At 38.9% G+C, this 26,127-nt stretch carries 25 protein-coding genes; 19 read left to right on the top strand and 6 right to left on the bottom strand.

Annotation, left to right across the window (positions count from 1 at the left end; all coding sequences use genetic code 11):
- Nucleotides 1-161: 161 nt before the first annotated feature.
- Complete coding sequence (locus tag ACYU0V_RS11090; RefSeq protein ID WP_262452736.1) at nt 162-821, bottom strand: epoxyqueuosine reductase QueH; 660 nt, start codon at nt 819-821, stop codon at nt 162-164.
- 454 nt (nt 822-1,275) lie between these two features.
- Between ACYU0V_RS11090 and ACYU0V_RS11085 the strand changes: the two genes are divergently transcribed.
- The 3 genes from ACYU0V_RS11085 (at nt 1,276) to ACYU0V_RS11075 (ending at nt 2,834) form a co-directional block, all read left to right on the top strand.
- The gene (locus tag ACYU0V_RS11085; RefSeq protein ID WP_016141447.1) at nt 1,276-1,569 is read left to right on the top strand and encodes a hypothetical protein; all 294 of its coding nucleotides are present in this window, start codon (nt 1,276-1,278) and stop codon (nt 1,567-1,569) included.
- A gap of 202 nt (nt 1,570-1,771) precedes the next feature.
- Nucleotides 1,772-2,236, top strand: coding sequence for a redox-sensitive transcriptional activator SoxR (gene soxR / locus ACYU0V_RS11080; RefSeq protein WP_461847455.1), 465 nt, complete (start codon nt 1,772-1,774; stop codon nt 2,234-2,236).
- A gap of 163 nt (nt 2,237-2,399) precedes the next feature.
- On the top strand, nt 2,400-2,834 hold the full coding sequence (locus tag ACYU0V_RS11075) for an I78 family peptidase inhibitor (RefSeq protein ID WP_031947948.1): 435 nt from the start codon (nt 2,400-2,402) through the stop codon (nt 2,832-2,834).
- Nucleotides 2,835-2,905: 71 nt separating this feature from the next.
- Here the strand turns inward: ACYU0V_RS11075 and ACYU0V_RS11070 are convergent, their stop codons facing one another.
- Nucleotides 2,906-3,529: a hypothetical protein gene (locus tag ACYU0V_RS11070; protein WP_461847454.1), complete on the bottom strand. Its 624-nt coding sequence runs from the start codon at nt 3,527-3,529 to the stop codon at nt 2,906-2,908.
- Nucleotides 3,530-3,999: 470 nt separating this feature from the next.
- Here ACYU0V_RS11070 and ACYU0V_RS11065 point away from each other — a divergent pair, with 470 nt between their 5' ends.
- Nucleotides 4,000-5,379, top strand: coding sequence for an L-serine ammonia-lyase (locus tag ACYU0V_RS11065; RefSeq protein WP_461847453.1), 1,380 nt, complete (start codon nt 4,000-4,002; stop codon nt 5,377-5,379).
- Nucleotides 5,380-5,422: 43 nt separating this feature from the next.
- On the opposite strand, the gene paaZ is transcribed toward ACYU0V_RS11065, so the two are convergent.
- On the bottom strand, nt 5,423-7,525 hold the full coding sequence (gene paaZ / locus ACYU0V_RS11060) for a phenylacetic acid degradation bifunctional protein PaaZ (RefSeq protein ID WP_461847452.1): 2,103 nt from the start codon (nt 7,523-7,525) through the stop codon (nt 5,423-5,425).
- A gap of 264 nt (nt 7,526-7,789) precedes the next feature.
- Here paaZ and paaA point away from each other — a divergent pair, with 264 nt between their 5' ends.
- From paaA to ACYU0V_RS10995, 13 genes are all read left to right on the top strand, one after another.
- Complete coding sequence (gene paaA, locus ACYU0V_RS11055) at nt 7,790-8,728, top strand: 1,2-phenylacetyl-CoA epoxidase subunit PaaA (RefSeq protein WP_014206395.1); 939 nt, start codon at nt 7,790-7,792, stop codon at nt 8,726-8,728.
- A gap of 32 nt (nt 8,729-8,760) precedes the next feature.
- Nucleotides 8,761-9,051, top strand: coding sequence for a 1,2-phenylacetyl-CoA epoxidase subunit PaaB (paaB, locus tag ACYU0V_RS11050; protein WP_000389648.1), 291 nt, complete (start codon nt 8,761-8,763; stop codon nt 9,049-9,051).
- Nucleotides 9,052-9,063: 12 nt separating this feature from the next.
- The gene (gene paaC / locus ACYU0V_RS11045; protein WP_086400001.1) at nt 9,064-9,819 is read left to right on the top strand and encodes a 1,2-phenylacetyl-CoA epoxidase subunit PaaC; all 756 of its coding nucleotides are present in this window, start codon (nt 9,064-9,066) and stop codon (nt 9,817-9,819) included.
- A 16-nt stretch (nt 9,820-9,835) separates the two neighbouring features.
- A complete protein-coding gene (paaD, locus tag ACYU0V_RS11040) occupies nt 9,836-10,336 on the top strand; it encodes a 1,2-phenylacetyl-CoA epoxidase subunit PaaD (RefSeq protein WP_086400000.1) in 501 nt (166 codons plus the stop codon).
- A 23-nt stretch (nt 10,337-10,359) separates the two neighbouring features.
- Nucleotides 10,360-11,421: a 1,2-phenylacetyl-CoA epoxidase subunit PaaE gene (gene paaE, locus ACYU0V_RS11035; protein ID WP_086355191.1), complete on the top strand. Its 1,062-nt coding sequence runs from the start codon at nt 10,360-10,362 to the stop codon at nt 11,419-11,421.
- 8 nt (nt 11,422-11,429) lie between these two features.
- A complete protein-coding gene (locus ACYU0V_RS11030) occupies nt 11,430-12,203 on the top strand; it encodes an enoyl-CoA hydratase-related protein (RefSeq protein ID WP_461847451.1) in 774 nt (257 codons plus the stop codon).
- Complete coding sequence (paaG, locus tag ACYU0V_RS11025) at nt 12,203-12,994, top strand: 2-(1,2-epoxy-1,2-dihydrophenyl)acetyl-CoA isomerase PaaG (RefSeq protein WP_372544059.1); 792 nt, start codon at nt 12,203-12,205, stop codon at nt 12,992-12,994. Before ACYU0V_RS11030 ends, paaG begins: the two co-directional genes overlap by 1 nt.
- A gap of 2 nt (nt 12,995-12,996) precedes the next feature.
- Nucleotides 12,997-14,535 (top strand): 3-hydroxyacyl-CoA dehydrogenase, encoded by a 1,539-nt coding sequence (locus ACYU0V_RS11020; RefSeq protein WP_461847450.1) that lies wholly within the window; start codon nt 12,997-12,999, stop codon nt 14,533-14,535.
- 12 nt (nt 14,536-14,547) lie between these two features.
- Nucleotides 14,548-15,756: a 3-oxoadipyl-CoA thiolase gene (gene pcaF / locus ACYU0V_RS11015; protein ID WP_461847449.1), complete on the top strand. Its 1,209-nt coding sequence runs from the start codon at nt 14,548-14,550 to the stop codon at nt 15,754-15,756.
- A 40-nt stretch (nt 15,757-15,796) separates the two neighbouring features.
- Entirely contained in the window at nt 15,797-17,086 is a 1,290-nt protein-coding gene (gene paaK, locus ACYU0V_RS11010; protein WP_017481515.1) for a phenylacetate--CoA ligase PaaK, read from the top strand.
- 53 nt (nt 17,087-17,139) lie between these two features.
- A complete protein-coding gene (gene paaX, locus ACYU0V_RS11005) occupies nt 17,140-18,105 on the top strand; it encodes a phenylacetic acid degradation operon negative regulatory protein PaaX (protein ID WP_000062822.1) in 966 nt (321 codons plus the stop codon).
- Nucleotides 18,092-18,697, top strand: a complete 606-nt coding sequence (locus tag ACYU0V_RS11000) for a DapH/DapD/GlmU-related protein (RefSeq protein WP_022574860.1) — start codon at nt 18,092-18,094, stop codon at nt 18,695-18,697. Before paaX ends, ACYU0V_RS11000 begins: the two co-directional genes overlap by 14 nt.
- A 77-nt stretch (nt 18,698-18,774) precedes the next feature.
- Nucleotides 18,775-19,158, top strand: a complete 384-nt coding sequence (locus ACYU0V_RS10995) for a PaaI family thioesterase (RefSeq protein ID WP_461847444.1) — start codon at nt 18,775-18,777, stop codon at nt 19,156-19,158.
- Between the two features lie 97 nt (nt 19,159-19,255).
- On the opposite strand, the gene ACYU0V_RS10990 is transcribed toward ACYU0V_RS10995, so the two are convergent.
- Complete coding sequence (locus ACYU0V_RS10990) at nt 19,256-22,135, bottom strand: HD domain-containing protein (protein ID WP_461847443.1); 2,880 nt, start codon at nt 22,133-22,135, stop codon at nt 19,256-19,258.
- Between the two features lie 766 nt (nt 22,136-22,901).
- Between ACYU0V_RS10990 and ACYU0V_RS10985 the strand changes: the two genes are divergently transcribed.
- A complete protein-coding gene (locus ACYU0V_RS10985) occupies nt 22,902-23,483 on the top strand; it encodes a TetR/AcrR family transcriptional regulator (protein WP_461847442.1) in 582 nt (193 codons plus the stop codon).
- Nucleotides 23,484-23,533: 50 nt separating this feature from the next.
- Here the strand turns inward: ACYU0V_RS10985 and ACYU0V_RS10980 are convergent, their stop codons facing one another.
- Complete coding sequence (locus ACYU0V_RS10980; protein WP_461847441.1) at nt 23,534-24,445, bottom strand: LysR family transcriptional regulator; 912 nt, start codon at nt 24,443-24,445, stop codon at nt 23,534-23,536.
- A gap of 98 nt (nt 24,446-24,543) precedes the next feature.
- Here ACYU0V_RS10980 and ACYU0V_RS10975 point away from each other — a divergent pair, with 98 nt between their 5' ends.
- Nucleotides 24,544-25,140, top strand: a complete 597-nt coding sequence (locus ACYU0V_RS10975; protein WP_461847440.1) for an NAD(P)H-dependent oxidoreductase — start codon at nt 24,544-24,546, stop codon at nt 25,138-25,140.
- A 54-nt stretch (nt 25,141-25,194) separates the two neighbouring features.
- On the opposite strand, the gene pobR is transcribed toward ACYU0V_RS10975, so the two are convergent.
- Nucleotides 25,195-26,010 carry an IclR family transcriptional regulator PobR gene (gene pobR, locus ACYU0V_RS10970; protein WP_005076648.1) on the bottom strand — a complete coding sequence of 272 codons (816 nt, stop codon included), beginning with the start codon at nt 26,008-26,010 and terminating at the stop codon, nt 25,195-25,197.
- Between the last annotated feature and the right edge of the window lie 117 nt (nt 26,011-26,127).

The raw sequence follows: 26,127 nt of genomic DNA, 5'->3' as shown, positions 1-26,127 counted from the left end.
ATTTAAAAGATTTATTAATCTTATTTTAAGCTAACTTCATTATTCTAATAATATCAAAGCTCAGTACAGTACACCTTTTGGCCACATTCTCCAGATGTGGCCTTTTTTTATTGGGAATAAATATAGCTTAGAATGAATTAATTTTTTAAGGAGAATAAGATTTAATCTTCTTCCATGGCATTACTATAGAACTTAACACCTAGTTTAATTCGGTCGCGACCATTACTCATACGCCAACGATTGGTGTCACGCAAAGAATATACACAGCCACAATATTCCTGCTGGTAGAATTCCTCCCGCTTACTAATTTCAATCATTCGGCTAGAGCCACCATTTTTGCGCCAGTTATAATCCCAATATTGAATATCTGGATAATGGGATGCTGCTCGAATTCCGCAGTCATTAATTTGAGCCATATTTTTCCAACGAGAAATTCCTAGCGAACTACTGATGAGACTAAAGCCATGTTCATGTGCATACAGGGCAGTTCGCTCGAAACGCATATCGAAACACATGGTACAACGAATGCCGCGTTCGGGTTCATCCTCCATACCTTTAGCTCGAGCAAACCAATTATCCGTATCATAATCTGCATCGATAAATGGAATATTATGCTTTTCTGCAAAACGAATATTTTCTTCCTTACGGATGAGATATTCTTTTACCGGATGAATATTAGGATTATAAAAAAATATTGAAAATTTAATTCCAGAATCAATTAATGCTTCCATAACTTCTCCTGAACAAGGAGCACAGCAAGAATGAAGTAATAATTGTTCATGTCCAGATGGGAGTTCTAATTTTAAACGTTGAGTTGACATAATAAAAAATTAAATTGCAATTCTAATAATTATATGTTTTTATTTTGTATAATGTGAACTGAATTATTTTCAATTAAACATGAAATTAATTTAATATCTTAAAATTTATTTATTACTTTATTTGTGGTTTAGTTGAATATAATGAAATAATTAGATTATTAAATACTAAAATTATTTATATAGACGCTTTTTAAATTTATTAACCCAAATACTATATAGTAATATAAAATATAGATAAATTTAATATTTTTTAAAATAATAATATTAAAAAACAGCTAGGTAAGTAATTGATTTTTCTAGATATAATTAAAAATTTTTTATGTTTTATTGTGATGTGTGTCACAAATAAACCTTATTTTTTCAATTAAAATATTTCTTTAGATTTGTAGCTTTAATAAATCTATACTATAAAATTCGATGTGTTTTTAAATTTAAGTTTGTGATTATTTGAGATATGAAAGATTGGCAATGTAAGTATTGTAATGGTTACATTATGGTTAATCATTCAAAGATCAGCGTAGGAGAAAAAGTTTACTTTTTGGTATATAAATTTGATGCAAAGAATGAACGGAAAAAATTATATAAAAAGGGAATTGTAGTTGCTCGCTATGATAATATACTTCACATTGAGTCACGTAAAAAAACTTATAAGATCGAACAAGCTAAGGTCTATCCATTAGGAGCACCAATGCCTTTTGTTTACAACATGTTTTGGATTTGCGGGTGCCCATGTACCCTACAAAATTAATTTCTTAAATTTAAATGTCGGCAGCTCATTTTATAAATTTAATTGAATTAGTAATCGTATCAAATTTATTTTCACAGCTTTTATAGAAAAGTTAAGAGCGATAAGCTCATAAAAGTGGCTTTTAGCAGTTAAGGTGTTTGGATTTTCATTTGACAAAAACAATAGGCTCTCTTATAAACCTCGAGTAAAGTTGAGGTTAATCATGATAAGTGAAAATAAAAAAGCTGACTCTAGTCGAGTTTTGACTGTGGGGGAAGTTGCAAAAAGGAGTGGAGTTCCTGTCTCGACCCTACATTTTTATGAGACGAAAGGACTGATAAAAAGTATAAGAACCAATGGTAATCAGCGTCGCTTTCCATTAATCGTTTTAAGATATATTGCGATTATTAAAGTTGCTCAAAGAGTAGGAATTCCTTTAAATGAGATTAAAGAGGCTCTTAGCGCATATCCTATGGGGAGCAAATTAACAGCTAAACAGTGGAAAGAGTTATCAAGCCATTGGCGAAAAGATCTCGATGATCGTATTCAAAAATTAAAGAGGCTACGGGATGAAATGGACTGGTGTATAGGTTGCGGTTGCTTATCACTAGAGCAATGTCCGTTAAGAAATCCAGAAGATATTTTGGGGCAAGAGGGATCTGGACCACGAATTTTGGAAAGGCCATGATCGCAATATTTTGATAATTATTTTTAGAAAGGAAAATCTTAAATTCCAATCAATTAAAGAAATGGTGAATAGAACTTCCAAGTGAGTTTTTTATTGTAAACAAGACACATGAAACATGAATTTTTTTGATATCTTTAGTTTTTTTATTAAGAAGCAAAAATTTATGAAAAAAATTATCTTTCTTGGTTTAGCGCTTGTTTCCTTAACGGCTTGTTCATCTGTACAACATAAAGATTCAACTCCACCAAAAATTGGTTCACCAAACCCAGCTAGTCAATATTGTGTTGAACAAGGTGGGAAATTAGAAATTAGAAATGAAGCAAATGGTCAGGTTGGGTATTGTCATTTACCAAACGGCCAAGTCGTGGAAGAATGGAAATTATTCCGTGATAATCAAGCAAACTGTGTAGCAGAAGAAGCTCAAAAATTAGTGGGTCAATCTGGCCTTACTGATGATCAAATTAAACAAAAAACTAAATCAGAAATTGTGCGCAAAGTGGCTCCAGGTCAACCAATGACTATGGATTATCGTACAAACCGAGTTACAGTTACTATTGATCCTGCTTCTAAGAAAATTACTCAAGCAACCTGTGGTTAATGTGTCTAATTAAAGTTTGCTAAATCAAATTTTAAAGAAAAGAGCCTGCTGAAAATGCAGGCTCTTTTACTTTAATTTTGGGAATAATGGATAACTGGATACTCTTTTTGTTGTGGCAGCTGTTGTAAAGCCTGATTAATTTTGATGAGAAAAATATCTACTTTATCTTGGCTTGGATTGTTGGTGTTGTATGAAGCTCTTTCTTGATAGTTAATTCCGCATCCAATAATTTTCATATTTGCAAGGTTAAAGCTCCAGTCATTTGCATTCTTGATCGAGATATCTAAATCACTATCACATTCTTTCCAGAGTTTTAAAAATTGATTGGAATATACAGGTGGAGCTTCTTGTGCTCGGTAGGCTGTAAATCCTTGCATTTCGGGATTAGCAAACTGAAGGAGATGATTGGTAGGCATTCCTCCCCAAAGTATAGCGGTGTCTTTTGGTAGCTTTATTCCTGTTATATGTTCTTCTTTAAGTGGTGCAGTTTGCTCATCTTTCTGTTTGGACTTTTGAGATTTGTAAACCAGTTTTGTTCCAACAGGAACTGCTACACCTTTGACTTGAGTGCTTTGTGTTGTATAGAAATAAGGCGAATCATCACGGTTACAGCCTGTTGGGTTATAACAACCAATACAACCACTTAACAATAAAACCGGACAACTTAAAACACTTAATTTTAAAATTCGATTCATTTTTTTTGTCTTTAATTATCTCTAGAAATTTAATATATCAGTATTTAAATCAATAATAAAAAAAGCCCCTAGCGGACTAGAGGCAGAAAAACATCAGATGCAAGAACAGGTGAATTATGCATCTGAGTTAAGTAGGTTGTATCAAACCATGTAAAGCACTTTACCAGTAAAAATGAATAAAAATAGGGAGGTGCGACTAATGGCTAATATTTATAGTTTTTTATTTGTACAACTTCCTGTGCTTGTTTTAAGGAAGGGCGCGCTAATACATTTATATTTGTTAATAAAAACTACAAAAGTTATGGCGGTGAAGAAGGTTATTTATAGTGATTGTTCAACCGTTGTCTTTTTGTGCTACTGCCGAAGAGTTATTCGTGCTTTGTACTTGGCTTAATGATAATTTTAGAGCTATCCGAAAGGACACAATAATGACGAACATACGAATAATAATGAATCGAAGGTAGGACCACGTGTTTATTAGTGTATTTGATCTTTTTAAAATTGGCATCGGCCCATCTAGCTCCCATACAGTTGGACCCATGCGAGCGGCATACAGTTTTGTGGATGATTTATTGAAGCAAGACGATTTACAAGCAACAGCTAGAGTTCAGGTGAAGTTATACGGTTCGCTGTCGGCAACCGGTGTTGGTCATGCGACAGACAAGGCTGTTCTGTTAGGTTTAATGGGCTTTGATCCTGAACATATCGATACCCAAGTAAGTACAAACTTGATTGAAGATGTTCTTGAAAATAAAGCCATCCAGCTTAATCAGCAAAAGAGTATTGCTTTTGACTATAAGCATGATGTGCTTTTTTTAGATGAATCTTTGCCTTATCACCCCAACGCAATGGAACTGATTGCGTATAACGGGGCTCAAGAAATTTTATATGCAGAAACTTACTATTCGGTTGGTGGCGGTTTTATTGTTAGCCAAAGGCAATTAGCAACAACTCAAACTGAAACAAACGGCGTTAAGGTTCCATATCCATTTCACAGTGCGGCTGAGCTTTTAAGCTTATGTAGAACTCATCATTTATCAGTGAGCGAGTTAATGCTTGAAAATGAAAAAAGCTGGCGGAGTGAAGCTGAGATTCGCAGCAAGATTATGGAAATCTGGAAAGTGATGCAGCAATGTATTCACAACGGATTAATTAATGAAGGCATATTACCGGGCGGTTTAAACGTAAAACGTCGGGCTAAAAAAATTCATGATAAGTTATTAAATAAGAAAAACTCAAACCTGATTGTGACGACTTTTCATGCGATGGAATGGGTCAATTTATTTGCCTTAGCGGTAAATGAAGAAAATGCTGCTGGCGGTCGAGTAGTGACGGCACCTACAAATGGGGCCGCAGGAATTATTCCGGCGGTTTTATATTACTACGTGACTTTCTCTAAAGACTTTTCCGAAGACAAAGTAGTTCGCTTTTTTCTAAGTGCGGCAGCCGTCGGCATTTTATGTAAACTCAATGCTTCTATTTCTGGTGCAGAAGTAGGGTGTCAGGGGGAAGTCGGCTCAGCATGTGCAATGGCTTCGGCGGGTTTAGCCGAGATTTTAGGAGCATCGCCTGAACAGGTGGAACATGCGGCTGAAATTGGGCTTGAACATAATTTAGGGTTAACGTGTGACCCGATTGGTGGTTTGGTTCAGGTGCCTTGTATTGAACGAAATGCAATTGCGGCTGTAAAAGCCATTAATGCAGCTCAAATGGCACTTCATGATGACGATGAACACTTTGTCACGCTAGATAAAGTGATTCAGACCATGAAAGAAACTGGCAAAGATATGTCTGAGAAATATAAAGAGACTTCAAAAGGCGGCCTCGCTGTTAATGCTATTGAGTGTTAAAAAAATGAGATGGGGACGAGGTGACCCCATCTCATTTTAACCATTAAGCCTCGCGAGCAACTAAAGTTAAAATGTCGTAAGTTGCGACAAGTTCCCCACGTTGGTTTTTGACTTTAATATCCCATACCACAACGCCATGCGCAGGCTGAGACGGGTCTTTTTGTGGTTTAGGTGTTTTTTGTTTACAGGTGAGTTCAACCTGAATCGAGTCACCAATTTTAACCGGTTCAACAAAGCGTAAGTTGTCCATACCATAATTGGCAATCACAGGACCTTGTGCTGCATCTACAAATAGACCTGCTGCAGCAGACACAATGAAATATCCATGTGCAACACGCTCACCAAAGAAAGACTCGGCAGCCGCAATTTTGTCGGTATGTGCGTAGAAGTAGTCGCCGCTTAAACATGCGAAATTGACAATATCTGCTTCTGTTACTGTACGGCGCGCCGTTAATAAACGCTCACCAATCACTAACTCATCAAAAGACTTTTTAAATGGATGTACGCGGTCTTCATTAACTTTCGAGCCAGCAGTCCATGAGTGAGTAATTTGCGTCAGGCTATTTGGAGAGCCTTGAATTGCAGTGCGCTGCATATAATGTTTAACCGCGCGAATACCACCTAATTCTTCACCACCACCTGCACGACCAGGACCACCATGGACTAAATGCGGAAGTGGAGAACCATGACCTGTACTTTCTTTTGCTGACTCTGCATCGAGTACATGTACACGTCCATGCCAAGGCGCAATTTTTTGAATAATCTGTTCGATATTCTCATCGTTATTTTTAACGACAGAAGCCACTAAGCTACCTTCACCACGTGAAACAAGGTCAGCCAATTCTTCAATGTTTTGATATGGCATGAGTGTACATACCGGACCGAAAGCTTCTGTGGTATGTACATGTGTCGCTTGTAAAGGCTGTTCGCAGAGTAATAAAGTTGGAGCGAAAAAAGCACCTTTTTCAGGATGGTCTGCATTAAACTTAAAAGTCTCGCTACCACCAAAAACAATTTTTGCATCTTTGCTGAGCTCGGCAACTTTTTCTGCAACGTCATGTTTTTGTTTAATGCTCGCTAAAGCCCCCATGGTGGTTTCTTCTTTTTGAGGGTCACCCACTACAACTTTAGCAAGTTTGGAAGTTAGCTTCTCTTGTACCGTAGCTAACAAATTTGCAGGAACGAAAGCACGACGAATTGCAGTACATTTTTGGCCTGCTTTGGTGGTCATTTCACGGAAGACTTCACGCACAAATAAATCGACAGTTTCTTCATTTGCCTCAGGGCTTAAAATTGCGCTGTTTACCGAGTCGGCTTCCATGCTAAATGGAATCGAATATTTATTGAGGTGAGGGTGATTACGCAGTTTTTGGCCTGTGTAAGCAGAACCTGTAAAGGTCACACAGTCTTGTGGACCTAAGTGGTCGAACAAATCATAAGTCTGACCGCAAATGAGTTGCAGCGAACCTTTTGGTAATACATGCGCTTCTTCAATGGCTTTTACAACCGCTTGAGTTAATTGTGCACCATCGGTTGCTGGTTTCACAATACATGGCACGCCTGCAAGTAGCGTCGGTGCAATCTTTTCAAGCATTCCCCAAATTGGAAAGTTAAATGCGTTGATGTGAACGGCAACACCTGCTTTAGGACTTAAAATGTGCTTAGCACCGAAAGTGCCATTTTTAGATAATTGAATCCAGCTGTCTTCAGTAATAATTTTTTCGTCATTGAGTTCACGACGAACCAGACTTGAATAAGCAAATAATGTCTGGATACCGCCTTCAATATCAATCCATGCATCTTTACGAGTTGCACCTGTTGCATACGCAAGTTTGTAAAACTCTTCCTTACGTTCAAGTAAATATTGGGCAATTTGTTTTAAAGCATTAGCGCGTTGATGAAACGTCCAGTTGGCCAGTTCTGAACCATTTTGTTTGGCATATTGAACAACACGTTTCATATCGATGCCATGACTACTTACGGCATAAATCGCTTCACCTGTAATAGCATGATAAACAGGGCGCAGTTCTTCACTGGTCGAATGCCATGTTCCATAGACAGAAGAAGCAAGATGAGGCAGTTGATGCTCAGACTGCTGAAAATCTGTGTCAGTTGAGGTTCCTTCTAGGTGTGCTTGTTCAAGCATGACCAAACTCCTTTTTATTTGATACATCAATTATAAAAATTGCAAAAATATGATTCATAATTTCAGATTAATTTGTCTAAAAGTCAACTTTATTTTGATTTGTAAACGTAAAAATATTTTTTGTTTTTAATTAATATTTATTAATTTCAAATATTTATTTCTTGTTTATTGATTGGATTTAATTTGATACTAAAAAAGTGATTGACTTTGTTTTTAGTGTATCGAAAAATAGATTCAAGGGTGATGCCTACAGGGAATGAAAGAATGGAAAACAATTACCAGAAATTTGAACAAAATATTGCCAATGAAATTACGATCGAGGCTAAGGATCAAATGCCCGATGCCTATCGCAAAACATTGATTCGTCAAATCGGGCAACATGGCCATTCTGAAATTGTAGGTATGTTGCCTGAAGGAAACTGGATTACTCGTGCGCCGACTTTAAAACGTAAAGCGGTTTTACTCGCGAAAGTACAAGATGAAGCAGGTCATGGTTTATATCTGTATAGCGCGGCAGAAACCTTAGGTGCTGACCGTGATGACATGATGGAAAAATTAATTGATGGGAAAATGAAATACTCATCAATCTTTAACTATCCAACTTTGACTTGGGCAGATGTCGCTGCAATTGGTTGGCTTGTCGATGGGGCAGCCATTGTGAACCAAGTTGCGCTTTGCCGTACTTCTTACGGGCCATATGCACGTGCAATGGTACGTATTTGTAAAGAAGAAAGTTTCCATCAACGCCAAGGTTTTGAAGCCATGATGGCTTTGGCAAACGGTACGCCAGAACAAAAACAGATGGCACAAGATGCGGTAAATCGCTATTGGTGGCCAGCACTCATGATGTTTGGTCCAAGTGATGAGCATTCACCAAACAGCGCACAAAGCATGGCGTGGAAAATCAAACGCTTTAGTAACGATGAATTACGTCAAAAATTTGTCGATAACACCGTGCCACAAGTGTTGCAACTTGGCTTGGAAGTACCGGACCCAGATTTAAAGTTCAATGAAGAAACAGGCCACTATGAGTTTGGCGAGATCGACTGGCACGAATTTAATGAAGTGATTGCCGGACGTGGACCATGTAATCACGAGCGTATCGAAGCACGCCGTAAAGCATGGGAAAACGGCAAATGGGTTCGTGATGCAGCAGTGGTCTACGCGAAAAAACAGCAGCTTGAAGCGAACAAAGTGGCTTAACAAGATTTATGGAAAAATTTGAGGAAATCAAAATGGAAGATAAAAACAACTGGTCGCTCTACGAAGTATTTGTACGTAGTAAACAAGGCTTAAGCCACCGTCATGTAGGCAGCTTAAGAGCACCTGATGATGAAATCGCATTGCAACATGCTCGTGATGTTTACACGCGCCGTAATGAAGGAATTAGCATTTGGGTGGTTCGTTCTGAACTGATTAAATCATCACAGCCAGATGAAAAAGCTGAATTTTTCGATCCTTCTCTAGACAAGGTTTATCGTCACCCGACTTTTTACCATATCCCAGATGGCATTGAGCACATGTAAGGGGAATGGCAAATGAATCATTCAGTTTTATCTAAATTCTTATTACATATTGGCGACAGTCAACTGGTTTTATCTCAGCGTTTGGCTGAATGGTGCGGGCATGCACCTGAGCTAGAAATTGATATTGCCTTAGCAAATATCGGTTTGGACTTGTTAGGTCAGGCAAGAAACTTTCTGACGTTGGCAGGTCAATATGATGAAGCTCAACGTGATGAAGACCAACTTGCGTATTTCCGTACAGAACGTGAGTTTTTAAACCTCTTGTTGTGCGAACAGCCAAATGGTGATTTTGCACAAACGATAGTACGCCAGTGGTTGATGGATCATTATCATCTTCATTTATTTACTGCTTTAGCGCAAAGCTCACTTCCTGAATTAAGCGCCCTTGCTGTCAAATCTTTAAAAGAAGTGAAGTATCACATCCGCTTTTCGACAAGCTGGATGGAACGTTTAAGTTTAAGCACAGATGAAGCACATCAACGTGTACAAGGCGGATTAAATAATTTATGGCGCTTTACCGCTGAGTTATTTGAACTTAATGCAGACGAAAAAGCACTAGTTGCACAAGGCGTGATTCCAGATTTTTCAAATGAAAAAGAACAATGGAACCAAACCATTGCAGATGAGCTTAAGCGTTTTGAATTAAATGTTGCTGTAAATGGTGCTTATCGCCGTGGTGCGAAACAAGGATTGCATACCGAGCATTTGGGTTATTTGTTGGCTGAAATGCAATGTATTCAAAGAACTTATCCGGGAATGACCTGGTAAGACAAGGAGGTGAGCCATGCAAATGATTCGTCATTGCATCGACCAATGTTGGGATGTTCTACAAACGGTAAGTGACCCTGAAATTCCGGTTTTATCTGTTGTGGATTTAGGCATGATTCGCGGTGTAGAGATTAACGATCAACAAGAAATTATTGTTCGTCTAACTCCGACATATAGCGGTTGCCCAGCAACAGATATGCTCAAAGCACAAATTGTGGAGGCATTTGCCGCAGAAGCTTTGACACCGGTCAAAGTCATGGTCGATTTATCAGAAGCATGGACCACGGACTGGATGTCTGAAGCGGGTAAAAAGAAACTGCAAGTTTATGGCATTGCACCACCTGAAGGGTTGGCGCATCAATGTGGAACTCATGTTCACTTAACAAATGGTGTCGAGTGCCCACGTTGTAAAAGCCGACATACCCGACTGTTAACAGAGTTTAGTTCTACCGCCTGTAAAGCACTTTATAAATGTCAGGACTGTCTTGAGCCTTTTGATTACTTCAAATGTATTTAAGTCTTTAGATAAGGAAATCAGCCATGAGCCAATTTGTACCATTAAAAGTAAAAAGTATTACACCGCAAACCGATCAGGCAATTTGTATTGCATTTGACGTTGTACCTGAACAACAAGAACAATTTCAATTTCAACCGGGTCAACACTTAACCATTCGCCATTTAACCGAAGCGGGTGAAATCCGTCGTTGTTATTCAATTTGTAGCTATGCGGGCAAAGAAGACATCAGTATTGCGGTTAAAAAAATTGATCAAGGGCAATTTTCAAACTGGGCAAATGACCATTTAAAAGTGGGTGATGTGCTTGAAGTGATGCCACCACAAGGTGTGTTTTTTCAAAAAGCAGCCAAGATCGGTGGACAAAACTATTTAGGCGTTGCTGCGGGCAGTGGTATTACCCCAATTTTATCGATTGTTAAGCAAGTTTTATTTGAACAACCTGAAGCGAAATTTACCTTGCTCTATGGCAATCGCTCATGGAAACAAACCATGTTTGCCGAGCAAATTATGGATTTGAAAGATCAGTTTAAAGAACGCTTTCAGCTCATCAATATTTTTTCTCGTGAGTTCAACGATAGTGAACTGATGAATGGTCGTATTGATGAAGAAAAGCTAAAACAGCTTTTTGATTTTGATGTGCTTGAAACGAGTTTTGACCATGTGTTTGCCTGTGGTCCAGACGAAATGATGAATGCCGTAGAAAGCACTTTGCCAAACTATGGTATTGCAAAAGAAAAAATCCACACTGAACGTTTCCACACAGGCCAAGCGCGTAAACGTAGTGTTGAAGCGGATGCAAATCGTAAAGAAGAAAAAGTAAACATCATTTTAGATGGTCGTGAGCTGATTGTTTCTGTGGCTCAGGACGATGAAAGTATTCTTGATGCGGCTTTACGTGCTGGTGCCGACTTACCGTATGCCTGTAAAGGTGGGGTGTGTGCGACTTGTCGTTGTAAAGTTGTTTCTGGTGAAGTCGATATGTTCCTTAACTATAGCCTTGAAAAAGACGAAGTTGAAAAGGGCTATGTGCTGAGCTGTCAAACCTTACCGAAAGGCCCAAATGTTCGTTTGAGTTTTGATGAGTAGAGGCTGTCATGCAAGAGTTGATCAAAGCCAGCACAGCAACTGACGGTGTTTTGTTATTAACCCTAAACCGTCCGGAAAAAAGAAATGCTTTAAACAATGCAACATTGCAGTGTTTATGCGATTTGCTCGAAGAAGCTGAACACAATGCTCAAGTCAAAGCGGTGGTTTTAACGGGTAACTCACAATGTTTTGCGGCTGGAGCAGATCTTAGCGAGTTGGCTGCAATGGACGCCGTGACTTTGCAACTCGATATTCGTCCGAAGCTTTGGCAAAAAATTGATGCGTTTAGTAAGCCACTGATTAGCGCAGTCAATGGTTATGCCTTAGGCGCTGGGTTTGAGTTGGTTTTGCATTCAGATATGGTGATTTGCGGTGAAAATGCCCGTTTTGCATTACCTGAAATTGGCCTTGGGATGTTGCCGGGTGCAGGCGGAACACAGCGTTTAGCACGCTTGGTTGGACAACAACTCACCATGCGCTGGGCCATGACAGGTGAGATGATTTCGGTAAAACAGGCAGAGCAACACGGCATTTGCAGCCAAGTGGTTCCGACCGAATTAACCGTTGAATATGCGGTTCAACTGGCAGCCAAAATTGCGAAACAAGCGCCTTTAGCGATTCGCGTGATTAAACAATCAATTAAAAGTATTCATGAAACAACGTTAAGTCAGGGACTCAAGTTTGAACGTCAAAACTTTGTCTGGCTGGCGGCTACAAAAGATCGAAACGAAGGGATTAATGCTTTCTTTGAGAAAAGAAAGCCAGTGTTTAGAGGTGAGTGATGGACTATCAAAATATTATTGCTGTAGAAAAAAATGGTGTTGGCTACCTGACATTTAACCGCCCAAAAGCACTGAATAGCTTTAACGTTGATATGCATCGCGAAGTGGCTGAGGTTTTAAACCTTTGGGCCAAAAATCCGGATGTTCGCTGTGTTGTGATTAGTGGCGAAGGCCGTGGCTTCTGTGCAGGGCAAGATTTAGGCGACCGTGTAGTAGACCCAAATGCTGAAGCTCCAGATTTAGGATATTCCATTGAAACTTACTATAACCCGCTCATTAAAACGATTGTAAATATGCCAAAGCCTGTGATTTGTGCCGTAAATGGTGTGGCAGCAGGTGCAGGGGCAAATATTGCACTGGCATGTGATTTGGTGATTGCAGCTAAATCGGCAAACTTTGTACAAGCCTTTTGTCGCTTAGGTTTGGTTCCGGACTCTGCGGGTACATGGTTTTTACCACGTGCCGTGGGCCATGCACGTGCGATGGGATTGGCTTTGTTAGGTGACAAGCTCCCAGCAGAAACCGCAAAAGAATGGGGCATGATTTGGGATGTTGTTGAAGACGCCGAGCTTAAAGCAAAAGTGACTGAACTCGCTGAACGTTTAGCGAAACAGCCTACATTTGGTCTATCTCTCATTAAAAAAGCTATTCATCAATCAAGTAATAACACCTTTGATGAGCAAATGCTTTTAGAGCGTGATTTACAACGTATTGCGGGTCGTTCCGAAGATTATCGTGAAGGGGTACAAGCGTTTATGAATAAACGTGAACCAAATTTTAAAGGGCGCTAAGCATGACAGATTTAGACTTATCTCGTGCCCGAATTGCCGTTATTGGTTCTGGCACCATGGGCATCGGCATTGCCCAGTTAGCCATCGTTAATGGGCACTCGACCGTTTTATATGATCTGGACGCTCAAAAAGCGCAACAAGCCGCTCAAGGCTTAGAGCAGACGTTTAAAAAGCTGGTTGAAAAGAGCAAGCTCACACAACAGCAAGTTGATGAAGCCTTAGCGCGTTTAACGGTAGTCAATCAAGTTGAAGCACTGCGTGATGCTGACTTGGTTATTGAAGCAGTTGTTGAGAAAAAAGAAGTTAAACAGTCTTTATTTAAGCAACTTGCTGAAATTTGTAGTGCGCAAACCATTTTTGCAAGCAATACATCTTCAATTTCAGTAACTGCAATTTCGGCGGGCATTGCTCATCCTGAGCGCGTGGTAGGTTTACACTTTTTTAATCCTGCGCCAGTCATGAAACTGGTTGAAATTGTACAAGGCTTAAAGACACCAAACAGCTTATGTTTGGCTTTAAAAAACTTGATGTTGGGCTGGAAAAAAATTCCGGTACTCACCAAGTCGACTCCCGGGTTTATTGTTAACCGAATTGCACGTCCATTTTATGCAGAGGGCTTTAGAGCACTGCAAGAACAAGTCACCAGCTACGACCAGCTAGACTATGCCTTAAAGCAATGCGGCGGTTTTGCGATGGGGCCGTGTGAACTCACCGACCTCATTGGGCAAGATGTTAACTTTTCGGTAACCCAAAGTGTTTACCAAGAGTTTTTTTACGAGCCACGCTACCGTCCAAGCCTGATTCAAAAAGAATTGGTCGATGCAGGTGCTTGGGGCCGTAAGTCAAAACAAGGCTTTTATAGCTATAACGAAAAAAATCAGTACGAGACATTTCAGCCTCAAGCTGTGGTTGCCAAGCCAACTGATGCACATATTCAGCTAAAAGGGACTTGGTCTCAGCTACCTGCTTTTTTAACGCGTTTAGGTTTAAAAAGCGGATCTGCGAGTGATGACAATATCCTTCAAATTGATGATATCGACTTACGTTTAAGCCAAGGTGAGTCAGCCAATATTCATTACTTAAGCCGTAAAGTAGTTTTAATGGATTGGCATCATGATTTTGAGCATGCGGAAGCTTTAGTACTTAGTCATAACGAACTTTGTGAAGCAAGTGATCTGGCTAAAGTTGAGGCTTACTTTGCACAGTTTGGCATGAGCGTGATGTGGATTAAAGACCATCCGGCACTGTTAACCTTACGCACCATCGCTTTACTCATTAATGAAGCGTGTGAAGCAAGTTTACATGGTGTTGCGAGTCTGGAAGATATTGATAATGCCATGAAATATGGAGTGAATTATCCTAAAGGCCCTTACCAGTGGTTGACACAAATGGGCGGTGCTTATGTGCTCCAAACCTTAAATAACTTATATGCACTGTATGGAGAGGAAAAATATCGCGCGAGTATCTATCTCAAGCAATATGTAGCAAAAACTCAAAACATTGCTACCCAATATTCACGTGATATGACTGAATTTGCATAATCAGGAGTCAACATGGAAGACGTTTTAATTTGCGATTTTATTCGTACCCCAATTGGACGATATGCAGGTGCCTTAAGTGCAGTACGTGCAGATGATTTAGCTGCATTGCCCATCAAATATTTAAAAGATAAACACCCGAACCTACCGTGGAATACGGTAGACGAAGTGTTTTTTGGATGTGCTAACCAAGCAGGTGAAGACAACCGTAACGTTGCACGTATGGCAACACTCTTGGCAGGCTTACCTGATACAGTGCCAGCCATGACCGTCAATCGTTTGTGTGCTTCTGGTTTAGATGCGGTAGGCCTTGCAGCGCGCTCAATTAAGGCCGGTGAAGCACAGTTTGTGTTGGCAGGTGGTGTAGAGTCGATGAGCCGTGCGCCATTTGTACAAGCTAAACCGACCGAAGCGTTTAGCCGTACACCTGAAATTTATGACACCACCATTGGCTGGCGCTTTGTAAATAAGCAACTTAAAGCGCAATACGGCACCGACAGCATGCCGGAAACTGCGGAAAATGTAGCTGAAAAATATCAGATTAGTCGTGAAGACCAAGATGCGTTTGCCTTGCGTAGCCAACAAAAAACCGCTGCGGCACAACAAAACGGTTTCTTTAACGATGAGATTTTGCCTGTCGAGATTGTAGACCGTAAGAAAAATGTGAATGTGGTGAACCGTGATGAACATCCGCGTGAAACGACACTTGAAGCACTCGCAAAACTAAAAGCGCCATTTAAAAAAGAAGGTGGCTCGGTGACTGCCGGAAATGCTTCTGGTGTAAATGATGGCGCTGCTTGTGTATTAATTACCAACCGTGAATTTGCAGATACACATGGTTTAAAACCTTTAGCACGTGTAATTGGCATTGCAAGTGCAGGGGTTGAACCCAAATATATGGGTATAGGTCCTGTTCCAGCTGTGCAGAAAATTTTAAAGCAAACAGGTTTAACGCTAGATCAGATGGATGTGATTGAGCTGAATGAAGCATTCGCGGCCCAATCCTTGGCTTGTATGCGTGAACTTGGTTTAAAAGATGACGATGAACGCGTTAACCCAAATGGCGGTGCGATTGCGTTAGGCCATCCGCTCGGTATGAGCGGTACACGTTTGGTGATTACGGCAACACGTGAACTAAAAAAACGAGGTGGACGCTATGCACTTTGCACGATGTGTGTAGGTGTTGGACAAGGCGTTGCACTGATTTTGGAAAACTTAAATTAATTCAGACGGTTTTTAAAATTACATAATGAGGAGAGAGGCGATGGACAGCCTTACAACGGATAATGTTGAACAATTAACACTTGCAGAGCTTAGAGAGCTGCAAACTAAACGGTTAAAACAAACCCTGACTTTTGTATATGAAAATAGTCCGGTCTATAAGAAAAAGTTCGATGAAGCGGGTGTACATCCTGATGACTTCGTGACTTTAGACGATCTGGCAAAGTTTCCATTTACCACCAAACAGGATTTAAGAGACAACTATCCGTTTGGGATGTTTGCCGTACCGCAAGAGCAAATTGTGCGTTTACATGCGTCATCGGGCACAACGGGTAAACCGACGGTGGTGGGTTACACCCAAAAAGATATTAATACGTGGTCTGACATTGTTGCGCGTTGTTTACGCATGGCAGGTTTAACCGCGAAAGATATGGTTCAGGTGGCTTATGGCTACGGACTATTTACAGGTGGACTAGGTGCACATTATGGTGCCGAGCGCTTAGGTGCAACGGTTATTCCAATGTCTGGCGGGCAAACTGAAAAGCAAGTTCAGCTCATTCAAGACTTTAAACCTACCGCAATTATGGTTACGCCATCGTATTGCGTGAGCATTATTGAAAAGCTCGAGCAACAATTTGGTACGGCACGTAATACGTCTTTAAAAGTCGGTATTTTTGGTGCCGAGCCGTGGACCAACGAACTGCGCCGTGAAATTGAAGAACGCCTCAATATTAAAGCACTCGATATTTATGGTTTGTCTGAGGTGATGGGGCCGGGTGTTGCGATGCAGTGCTTAGGTGAGGGCGAGGGATTAACCATTTGGGAAGATCATTTCTACCCAGAAATTATTAACCCTGAAACGGGTGAAGTCTGCAAAGATGGCGAACTTGGAGAGCTAGTCTTTACGACTATTACCAAAGAAGGCTTACCAATTATTCGTTACCGTACTCGTGATTTGACCCGTTTGCTCGCTGGTGAAAATTTAGCAATGCGTAAGATGGATAAAATTGTGGGCCGTAGTGATGACATGCTGATTATTCGCGGCGTAAACGTTTTCCCGACTCAGATTGAAGAGCAAATTTTGCAAGTTCCGCATTTAGTTCCAAATTATGAAATTTTGGTGACTAAGAAAGGCCATATGGATACTTTGCATATTCGTACAGAGATGTGTCATAACTGTACTATACAGGCCAATCAACTTGCTCAGGAGTTGATGAAACGCATTAAAACCATGATTGGGATTAGCGTTACTGTAGAAGTTGTAACGGAAGCGACCTTACCTCGTTCGGAAGGTAAGGCAAAGCGGGTAATCGATATGCGTCAGATTGCTTAACATCAAGATCATTCAGGGTATAGAATCTATACCCTGAAACTAAACGCCAAGACATGAGTATGAGTGCAAAAATACAGCAAATAATTGATTCTGTTGTAAAGAATGAGACCTTAAGTGGAACTTCGCTTATTTCGACAATTTTTGGAGATTCAGTACTTCATCGGGGTGGAAACATTAGTCTTGCAAGCCTGATTCAGTTATTAGAGCTATTTGGTTTTAATGACCGCGCTGTAAGAACCTCTGTTTTTCGTTTAGTTAAAAATGATTGGTTATGTTCAGACAAAATCGGCAGAACCAGTTTTTATCGCATTACCGATTCAAGCCGTTCGACTTATTTGCAGGCCGAGCAACGTATTTATAACGACCAGATGAAAGAGTGGGACCATTATTGGGATCTTATTCTGATGTCTAGCCTCGACACTGAAAATAAAGCGTTGTTAAAGAAAGAACTCGAATGGTTAGGGTTTGCCAATATTTCGACAAACTTAATGGCTTATCCGGGTTGTAACCGTATTGAACTGCAACGCTTATTGGTTGACTTAAATATGAGTGAGCAAGTGGTGGTGTTTAAAGCCGAAACATTGCAGCTCTTTAATAACTCGGTCGATACCATTGGTCGTATGCTCAGAACCAACTGGCCTATCGATGAATTGCGCCAAAGATATTTACAGTTTCTCGATATTTTTAGAGAAATTGGCGTGTTGCTGATGCAGGAAAACGAACAACTCGAACCTGTTCAGGCCTTTCAAATTCGAACTTTGCTGATTCATTATTATCGACGGATTTTATTGAAAGACCCTGCATTACCGCTTGAGTTGTTGCCAACTGACTGGCCTGCGATTAGTGCACGAACTTTATCAATGAACATTTATAAAAAAGTATTTGAACCTGCGGATGAATACTTCTTGTCTGTTGCTGCAACAGCAGAAGGGCCTATGCCAAATGCCACAGCACACTATTGGCGCCGTTTCGGAGGTTTGGTTGCGACAAATGAGAGGTTAAATCATGCCTTGTTATAGTATTGACGGTGTTATTCCGGTAGTAAGCCCAGAGGCTTTTGTACACCCAACCGCTGTTTTAATTGGTGATGTGATTATTGAAGCAGGCGTATATGTAGGGCCATTTGCTTCATTGCGTGCCGATTTTGGCCGTATTCATATTAAGCAAAATGCCAATATACAAGATAGCTGCACCGTACATGGTTTTCCGCAAAGCGTGACTTTAGTTGAGGAAATGGGGCACATTGGGCATGGCACAACTTTACATGGTTGCCGTATTGGAAAAAATGTTTTGGTGGGCATGAACAGCGTAATTTTGGACTATGCCGAAATTGGTGAAAACACCATTATTGGCGCAAATAGTCTTGTCAAAACCAAAGATATTATTCCGGCAAATGTATTGGCAATGGGAAGTCCTGCCAAGGTAGCACGCGATTTATCAGAACAAGAAAAAAAGTGGAAAACCAGAGGCACGCAAGAATACATTGAGCTTGCACAGCGCTGCTTAAACTCAATGCAAGAAGTTCAGCCTTTAAGCTCAGAGCTAGATGACCGCCTGACCTATAAGGACTTTAGTTCTTCAAACTATCAGATTAAACAAGATAGTGTTTAACGGCTTTTAATCAGTCGATTTCAATACAGATAGATTTATAACACTTAAGGAATACTCGCACGAGTAGGGAGACGTTTGTGCAAAAAATGGAAACTACAGCGGTTGATCAATTCGCAGGGCTATTGGGTGTTCAAGTGCTGCATCGAAGTTTTGATGAAGCGCGTTGTCAGCTTAAAGTGAAAGACGAGCACATGAATGCATTGGGCGGTGTGCATGGTGGTGTCATATTTTCTTTAGCCGATATTGCTTTTGCGATGGCTTGTAACGCAGGGGATGCGCCATATACTGGCCTACAGGCGGATATTCGCTATATGAGCGGTGCAAAAGATAAGGTGTTATTTGCAACGGCAACCAAGGTCGGCAGTAGTAAAAAATTTGCGCATTATGAAGTGTTGATAACAGACGGTTTGAATAATAGAGTCGCGTTGTTTACATCTACGTGTTACAGACTTGCGCCGTGATATGGGGTAGGTTTTGAAAAAAGCCCCTGTGAAAGCAGAGGCTTTTTATTAATAAGTAAAATTGGCTAGATACTTTATAAACCTTATTTAAAAAACTCTATATATCAAATTTATTTTCTATTTTTTTAAGGTTGCTATCTTTAAGAATGTTGCGAATATGTTCAATTAATTCCTTATTTAATCTTTTAATGTCTTCAATTTTAGTTTCTTCATATTTTCTATGTTTAAATATCCAATTAACAAAGTTATCTGATTCTTCATAAAAATTTTGATCTGTTAGATTATATTTGAAATTTAAAGGTAAGATTAATGAATCTTCTTTGTAAGAAGAATAATGGTAAATATCAGCCCAATTAATTTTTTTCTTAATTGATAGATTTCTAAAACATCCCCAAGCTGGAAATATAATTCTACATCCTATAGGAGATCTCTTCCCATTAATTTTATCGACAATAAGATCTTTAAATAGTGAATTTGAAATAGGTTGTATATCTTTTTTGTGAAAACATATAATTTCTAATTCATATGTATTGTATTCTTCATAATAATAAAAGTCATCTTTTGTAATTAAGTATTTTATAATTTGAAATAGGCCTTCACGTGATTCATTGGAAATGAAGTTTGGGGGGATTTTATTTTCAAGGTGATTAGTGCTAAATCCATTACAAGTGGAAATTTTTTTAATTTCTTCATTTTTTATTTTAGCTATTAAATCTTTTAATAAAATCGTTTTATCATCTAAAATTATGGGGAATTTATTTAAATAATCTAAATATTTAACATCAATATCATAATATTTTTTATCTGTAAGATGAACTATATAGCTAAATGCTGCAAAAGGTTTTTGTTCTTCATCTAACTCATTGAAATATTTTTCAATATAATTGCATAATCCTTTTTTTAATAAACTTAAAGCTTTTTCGTGAGCATCTGGTAAAATTTTTTCTCTATTATAAGTTAAGAATTTTTCTGATTTAGTGTGATAGAAATCCGCAATATAATCAACACATTCGAAGTATGCGTGTAAGTCTTTAAACTCCTGACCTCTGAAGTAGTTTTTAAAATAATTATGAGAGCTAGAATCATTAAACTCAATGTTTTTAAACAAAATAGACGTTTCTATATCGAAGTATAATTTCTCATCACTCATGTTTTCATTTAAATTAGAGGAAATAGGAGACTTTAATAGAAAATTATTAATACTATTATGTATTTTAATTGTTTCAATAAAGGATAGATTTGAGTCTTCATCCATAAAATCGAATTCTCTTAGCTTTTTGCTAATTAAAAATTTTTCACTGGATGAATAAGATATGTTGATTGGTAAACTATCAATATCAATCTCAATTATAAACTCAGTGCCAAAATCAATATTTTTATTTATTTTTTCAACAACTACACTTTTACTTTTACTATTAAAACTAATTTTTAGTTTTTTATTATCTAAAATAGAATAGGTAGTCATTGTAAATTTGTTGGAAATTAAAAATGCGCTTTGTAAACCAATACCGAATGCTCCTGAGGGTCTAAACCATTTTGGCATTTCTCGAATTCTTCTTTGTTTATCTTTATTTTGAGAAGAACTGCCTATTTCTAACATATATTGTAAATCATTAAAGCTTATACCAGTTCCTTGATCCTTTACCTTTAGTATCCATTGATTTGAGTTTTCTTCTTTCGGTTCGAAAGTTATAGTCATTTTATAATTGTCGTAAATTTCTTTTAATTTAGAATCAGTTGGAATTAAATTTTTAATTTCATCTTTATGTTCAATCCATATTCTATGTAATGTTGAATCAACAGCATTCTGTAAAATTTCACGGATGCAATCAAATTTTGAAGAATATAATCCCGTTCCTCTTACTAATTTTAAAATAGCTTCTTCATTAATCTTAAAGCTTGGCTTTCGTCCTTGATTTAATATTAAGTACGGTTCATCTATATTAACCACAGGTGTCATTAATGTCGGTAAGCGTCCCAATTCTTTAGAAGGTACTATTTGATCCCAGTGTTGAGTCTGTTGATGATATTCTTGCTGTAACCAGTTAAACCAATCATAAGCAGCTTCATAAGATTCAGGGGTAGGGCATAAACATTTTATTTCTATTCGTTCTGAATCGAGTCTAAAATGCTTAATTGAATGATGCTTATCATAATGTGCTTTACTTAAATTTGGTAAGTTATGCCCACACATTGACATCATTACTGGACAAAAACGATTATCATCTATATCTAATAAGTCCCCCATTCTTAATAAACAAGCAACATATAGAGGATGACAATCTTCAGAAGCCATTCCTGCTTCAGCTTTCGGTAAAGATCTTTTAAGATCTTCAAAACTATCACCATGAGATTTACAGATATCAGCAAGAACATCAAATAGTCGTTTAGGTAATAATTCATTTCTTGATGAATTCAAACCAATTTCTTCAACTGGATTCCTTACTATTTTTGCAGAATTTGTAGGATGTTTTTGTCTGTACCATTCGGCTAAAAGCTGAATGTATTGATGAAAAAAGTCATGAGCTGCAGCTTTTTGAGGTAACAAGGCTTTATTTTTAATCCATTTTTTAGCAAATCCTTTTAACTTATCATCACTACTAGCTTTTAAAGAATGTACAAATTCTTCAAATTCAGGAGTGTTCATATCTTCGATTTGTTTTTGAGTAATGACCATCCCGATATCATGATTATATGCTGCTTCTAAAATTAGCCATGTGTCAGTTGCACTCAAGAATTTAATTTTATCTCCCAGTAATCTTTCAATATTTACAATGATTTGTCGTGAATGGGATACATCATGACGACTATAATGCGGAAAAATAGAACTTACATTTTGCAGAGCTTTGCTAATAAGTTCTTGGTCGAAGCGCCATTGTGATTCTAGTAATTTTAGATGTGGATGCCGATTACAAATTATTCCGAAATGTTTTTCTAGACTATATAATTCCTGACCTGATGAAATTAAGTTATACATTTCGAACTACCTTTGTATTTAATAAGTGCAGATAAAAAAAGAATTTATTTTTAAAAATTAATTTTATAGATGATAAATTATTTTTCTTACTGTTAACAACAGGATTGACTACTTATATTCTAGAAATTTGATTATTGTCTATATAGAATTTTCATTTTAAAAATATCTATTTTCCCACCTCTATCACTCCCACTTAACAATAACTCCCTCATTATTTAGTCTTACTTTTCTAATGATTTAATTTAAAACAAATGGCATTTTGTGTGCTTGACTGCAATAGGGTTGGGCACTATTCTTTGCCTGCTGGCCACATTGCCAGTCGGTCGTCGCGGACCGCTGTAAGATCACATCAGATTTATTCCTTTCTGAGGGATAGTCTTATGTGTAGACTCCTCGTCTCCTCCCGTAGCGGTAGGACGGGAGAGGGACACCTTCGGGTGTGCTGGTTTATCTTACCCAGTCCGCGAACCCTTTCTCGTTCTGCCACCATAATTTTAATGTCGGCAGAACTCCCAATAAAAAGGAGTTGGCTTTGCACATCCATTATTTCTTGGCTCTCAATGCCAAAAGCTATAACGACACAGCTTAAAAATTAAAGCAGCTTGAACACTCTAAGGTTTTCAGGCTTAAAGTCATTTTTACTTAAAACTTAGCAACAACAAAACTTGAGATGTGCCAAGCACAGTCTTTACGGCTTTGCTATGCCTTTTTTTCTCCCAAAAAAGTATCTCATTTAGAAACAACAAGAATTTATAACGGTAAAACTATGCCAAAGTTAGTGCTTTCTTCCCGTGCCATACAAGTCATCAACAAGTCGATTGATTTATTTCACCATCGTGGCTTTCATACCGTTGGGGTAGATCGAATCGTGAAAGAGTGTGAAATTACCAAAGCGACTTTTTATAACTTTTTTCATTCAAAAGAGCGGTTTATTGAAATCTGCTTGATCGTCCAGAAAGAACGATTAAAAGAAAAAGTGGTCTCAATTGTTGAGTACGGCCAAGACACAAGCGCGACCGATAAACTCAAACAGCTTTATTTCTTACATACCGATGTAGAGGGGATGTATTACCTCTTATTTAAAGCCATGTTTGAAACGAAACTGACCTATCCAAAAGCCTATATCACCGCAGTGAGATATCGCACATGGCTGCTGAATGAAATCTATAGCCAGCTTATAAAACTAAAAAACGATGCGACTTTTCAAGACGCCAAACTATTTTTATATATGATTGAAGGCGCAATCATTCAGCTTTTAAGTTCAGATGGGGCAATTGATCGGGAAAAGATGTTGGATTGTTTCCTTAATGCGAATAAGACGGTCAATGCATTTGAATATAAGCAATAAACGTTGGCTTTGGGTATTAAAAAACCCTTGTTCAAGTGGGCAAGGTTTTTTTAATCTTGTTTGTTCAGTTCAGGGGGTAAATGCTGCGCCAAATAATCAATTGCAAGACGGGTTTTTAGCGGCATAAAAGGCAGTGTAGGCCATACCAAATGAATCGGAAAAGCAATGCTCGACATGGTTTCTAACACTTGTACGAGCTTACCTTTCTGTAATTCATTTTGAATGAGCCAGTCGGGTAGCCAAGCGATACCAGCTCCAGCAAGCGCTGCATTTTTAATGGCTTGTAAGTCATTTAAAAGAAGTTTTGCTTTGGGTTTTATAAATAAAGGTTCTGCATTTTCCTTTTGAAGTCGCCATTTCTGCATTTGACCAAAATGCGGATCGGCAATCGTGGCGTGCTGGTCTAAGTCTTCAATATTTTGTAGAGGACCTGCTTTATTCAAATAGTCAGGTGAGGCACAAAGTAGCATTCGATGCTCACCGATCGGTTTGGCAACCAACTGAGTGGTGTCAGGCAGTGAACCAATGCGGATGCATAAATCGAAACCTTCTTCGACCAAGTCTACATTTCGATCATTAAATGAAATTTCTAGCTGTAAGTCCGCATGCTGCTGAGCAAATTTAACCATGAGCGGGGCAGCAAAGAGTTGCCCGAACAGCACTGGCACAGACATTCTTAACCGGCCTGTTGCATTAATTTTCCCTTGGTCTAACAGGGCCGCGGCATTTTGTATTTCACTTAACGCTCGGCGGCTATGCTCATAAAACAAAGCGCCTTCGTCAGTCATGCTGAGCGAACGTGTTGTTCTTTTAAATAAAGCAACGCCAAGCTGATCTTCAAGACGAGCAATATTTTTACTAATGGCTGAGCGAGTTAAATGCAATTGCTCGGCAGCTTTTACAAAACTTCCAGCTTCAACCACCGTCACAAATATAGAAATTGCACTGAGTTCATGTTGCATGATTGTTGCCTAAATGGAACCAATATTAAGAAATAATATCACCACTGTTGAATTTATTGTAAGAGTAATATGACTTCATCAAAAAATTGGAGATGGTCATGGCTAAAATATTGGTATTAAAATCCAGCATTATGGGTGAGGGTTCACAAACCAATCGCCTAATCGATATCATGCTTGAACACCGTAAAGACCAAGGTTTGCAAGATGACATCACCATACGCAATTTAGCTGAAATGAACCTGCCTGTATTAGATTTAGAAATTTTTCAGGCGCTTCGTGGGGCTGAAAATGTAAATCAAGACATTCAGCAAATTGTTGCTTTGTCGGACGAATTAATTGCTGAATTAAAAAGTGCTAATTTACTAATTATTGGCGCACCGATGTACAACTTAAATGTCCCGACTCAACTCAAAAACTGGTTTGATTTGGTGGCACGAGCAAGACAAACATTCCGCTACACCGAAACTTATCCTCAAGGTTTGGTTGAAGGGGTAAAAGCTGTGGTGGTAAGTAGTCGGGGTGGTATTCATGTCGGTCAAGAAACTGAGGCAGTCACGCCTTATCTCAAAGCAGTGTTAGGGCTAATGGGCATTCATGACGTCGATTTTATCTATGCAGAAGGCTTAGACATGCAGGCCTATCGCAGCAACGCATTAGATCTGGCAAATCAGCAAGTCAAAGAATTCGCCATTTAAAATCATGAGCTGAAACTCTTGTACCTCTAATTGATCACAAGAGTTTCAGTTTATTTAAATCACATTTCTAAGTTCATTTGCCGTGTTGCGCAGCAATGGCAAAATTTGCTGAACCAAATAGTCTTCTTGTACTCGGTTGGTTTGAGACATGCAGTTAAGCGCTGCTATGGCTTGACCTTGTGCGTTAAAAACGGGCACAGCAATCGCAATTACGCCAAGCTCATGTTCTTCTTTAGAAAGACAATAATCCGATAACGAAATACCTTTAAGCACTTCAAAAAACTTTGACTCATCTACAATGGTAAACGGGGTCAAACGCTTTAAACCATAATTTTTTACCCACGCGTGCTGAGCTTCTTCGGGCAGTGCTGCCAGCAATACTTTACCTGTAGACGTGGCATGGGCAGGCAGTCGGTTTCCTAAATGCATACCATAAGGGCTTACACGTAAATTATCTTGCTGTGGTAAATAGCTACGCGCAATTGGCACCACTTCGTTATCGTCTAACACCACAATTGAGAAAGTCAGCGACGTCTGCGCACACAAAAGATTTAAAAATGACTGAGCAACTTTAGGCAGATGGGCAGAGCTTAAATAAGAACTCGAAAAGCGCAGCACCCGATGAGTGAGCCAAAAGTAATGTTCATCGGTTTCTAAATAGCCTAAGTACTTTAAAGTTTTTAGATAACGCCTTGCCGCTGTACGGCTAATACCGGTTCGCTCAGCCACTTGAGTGACATTAAGCCGCTGGCGATCTGTTCCAAAGGCTTCCAGCAAAGCCAAGCCTTTTGCTAAGCCTGCAATATAATCTTCTTGACGAATTTTCTCATGCGAGTTCGGGTGCTCTAAAAAAGCATCGAGAGAAGGCATCCTTTCATTCCTGTTATTTTGGTTGTTTCTGTCCGCTATTCGGACAAACTAAATGATAAACGGTTATTTTCGTCTTGGATACATAGTGCACAAAACTTAAAGCCAGTAATTTAAAAG

This window comes from Acinetobacter sp. X9, assembly GCF_054889255.1.
The sequence above is the reverse complement of the archived record's forward strand: the minus strand, read 5'-3'. Positions and strand labels throughout refer to the sequence as shown.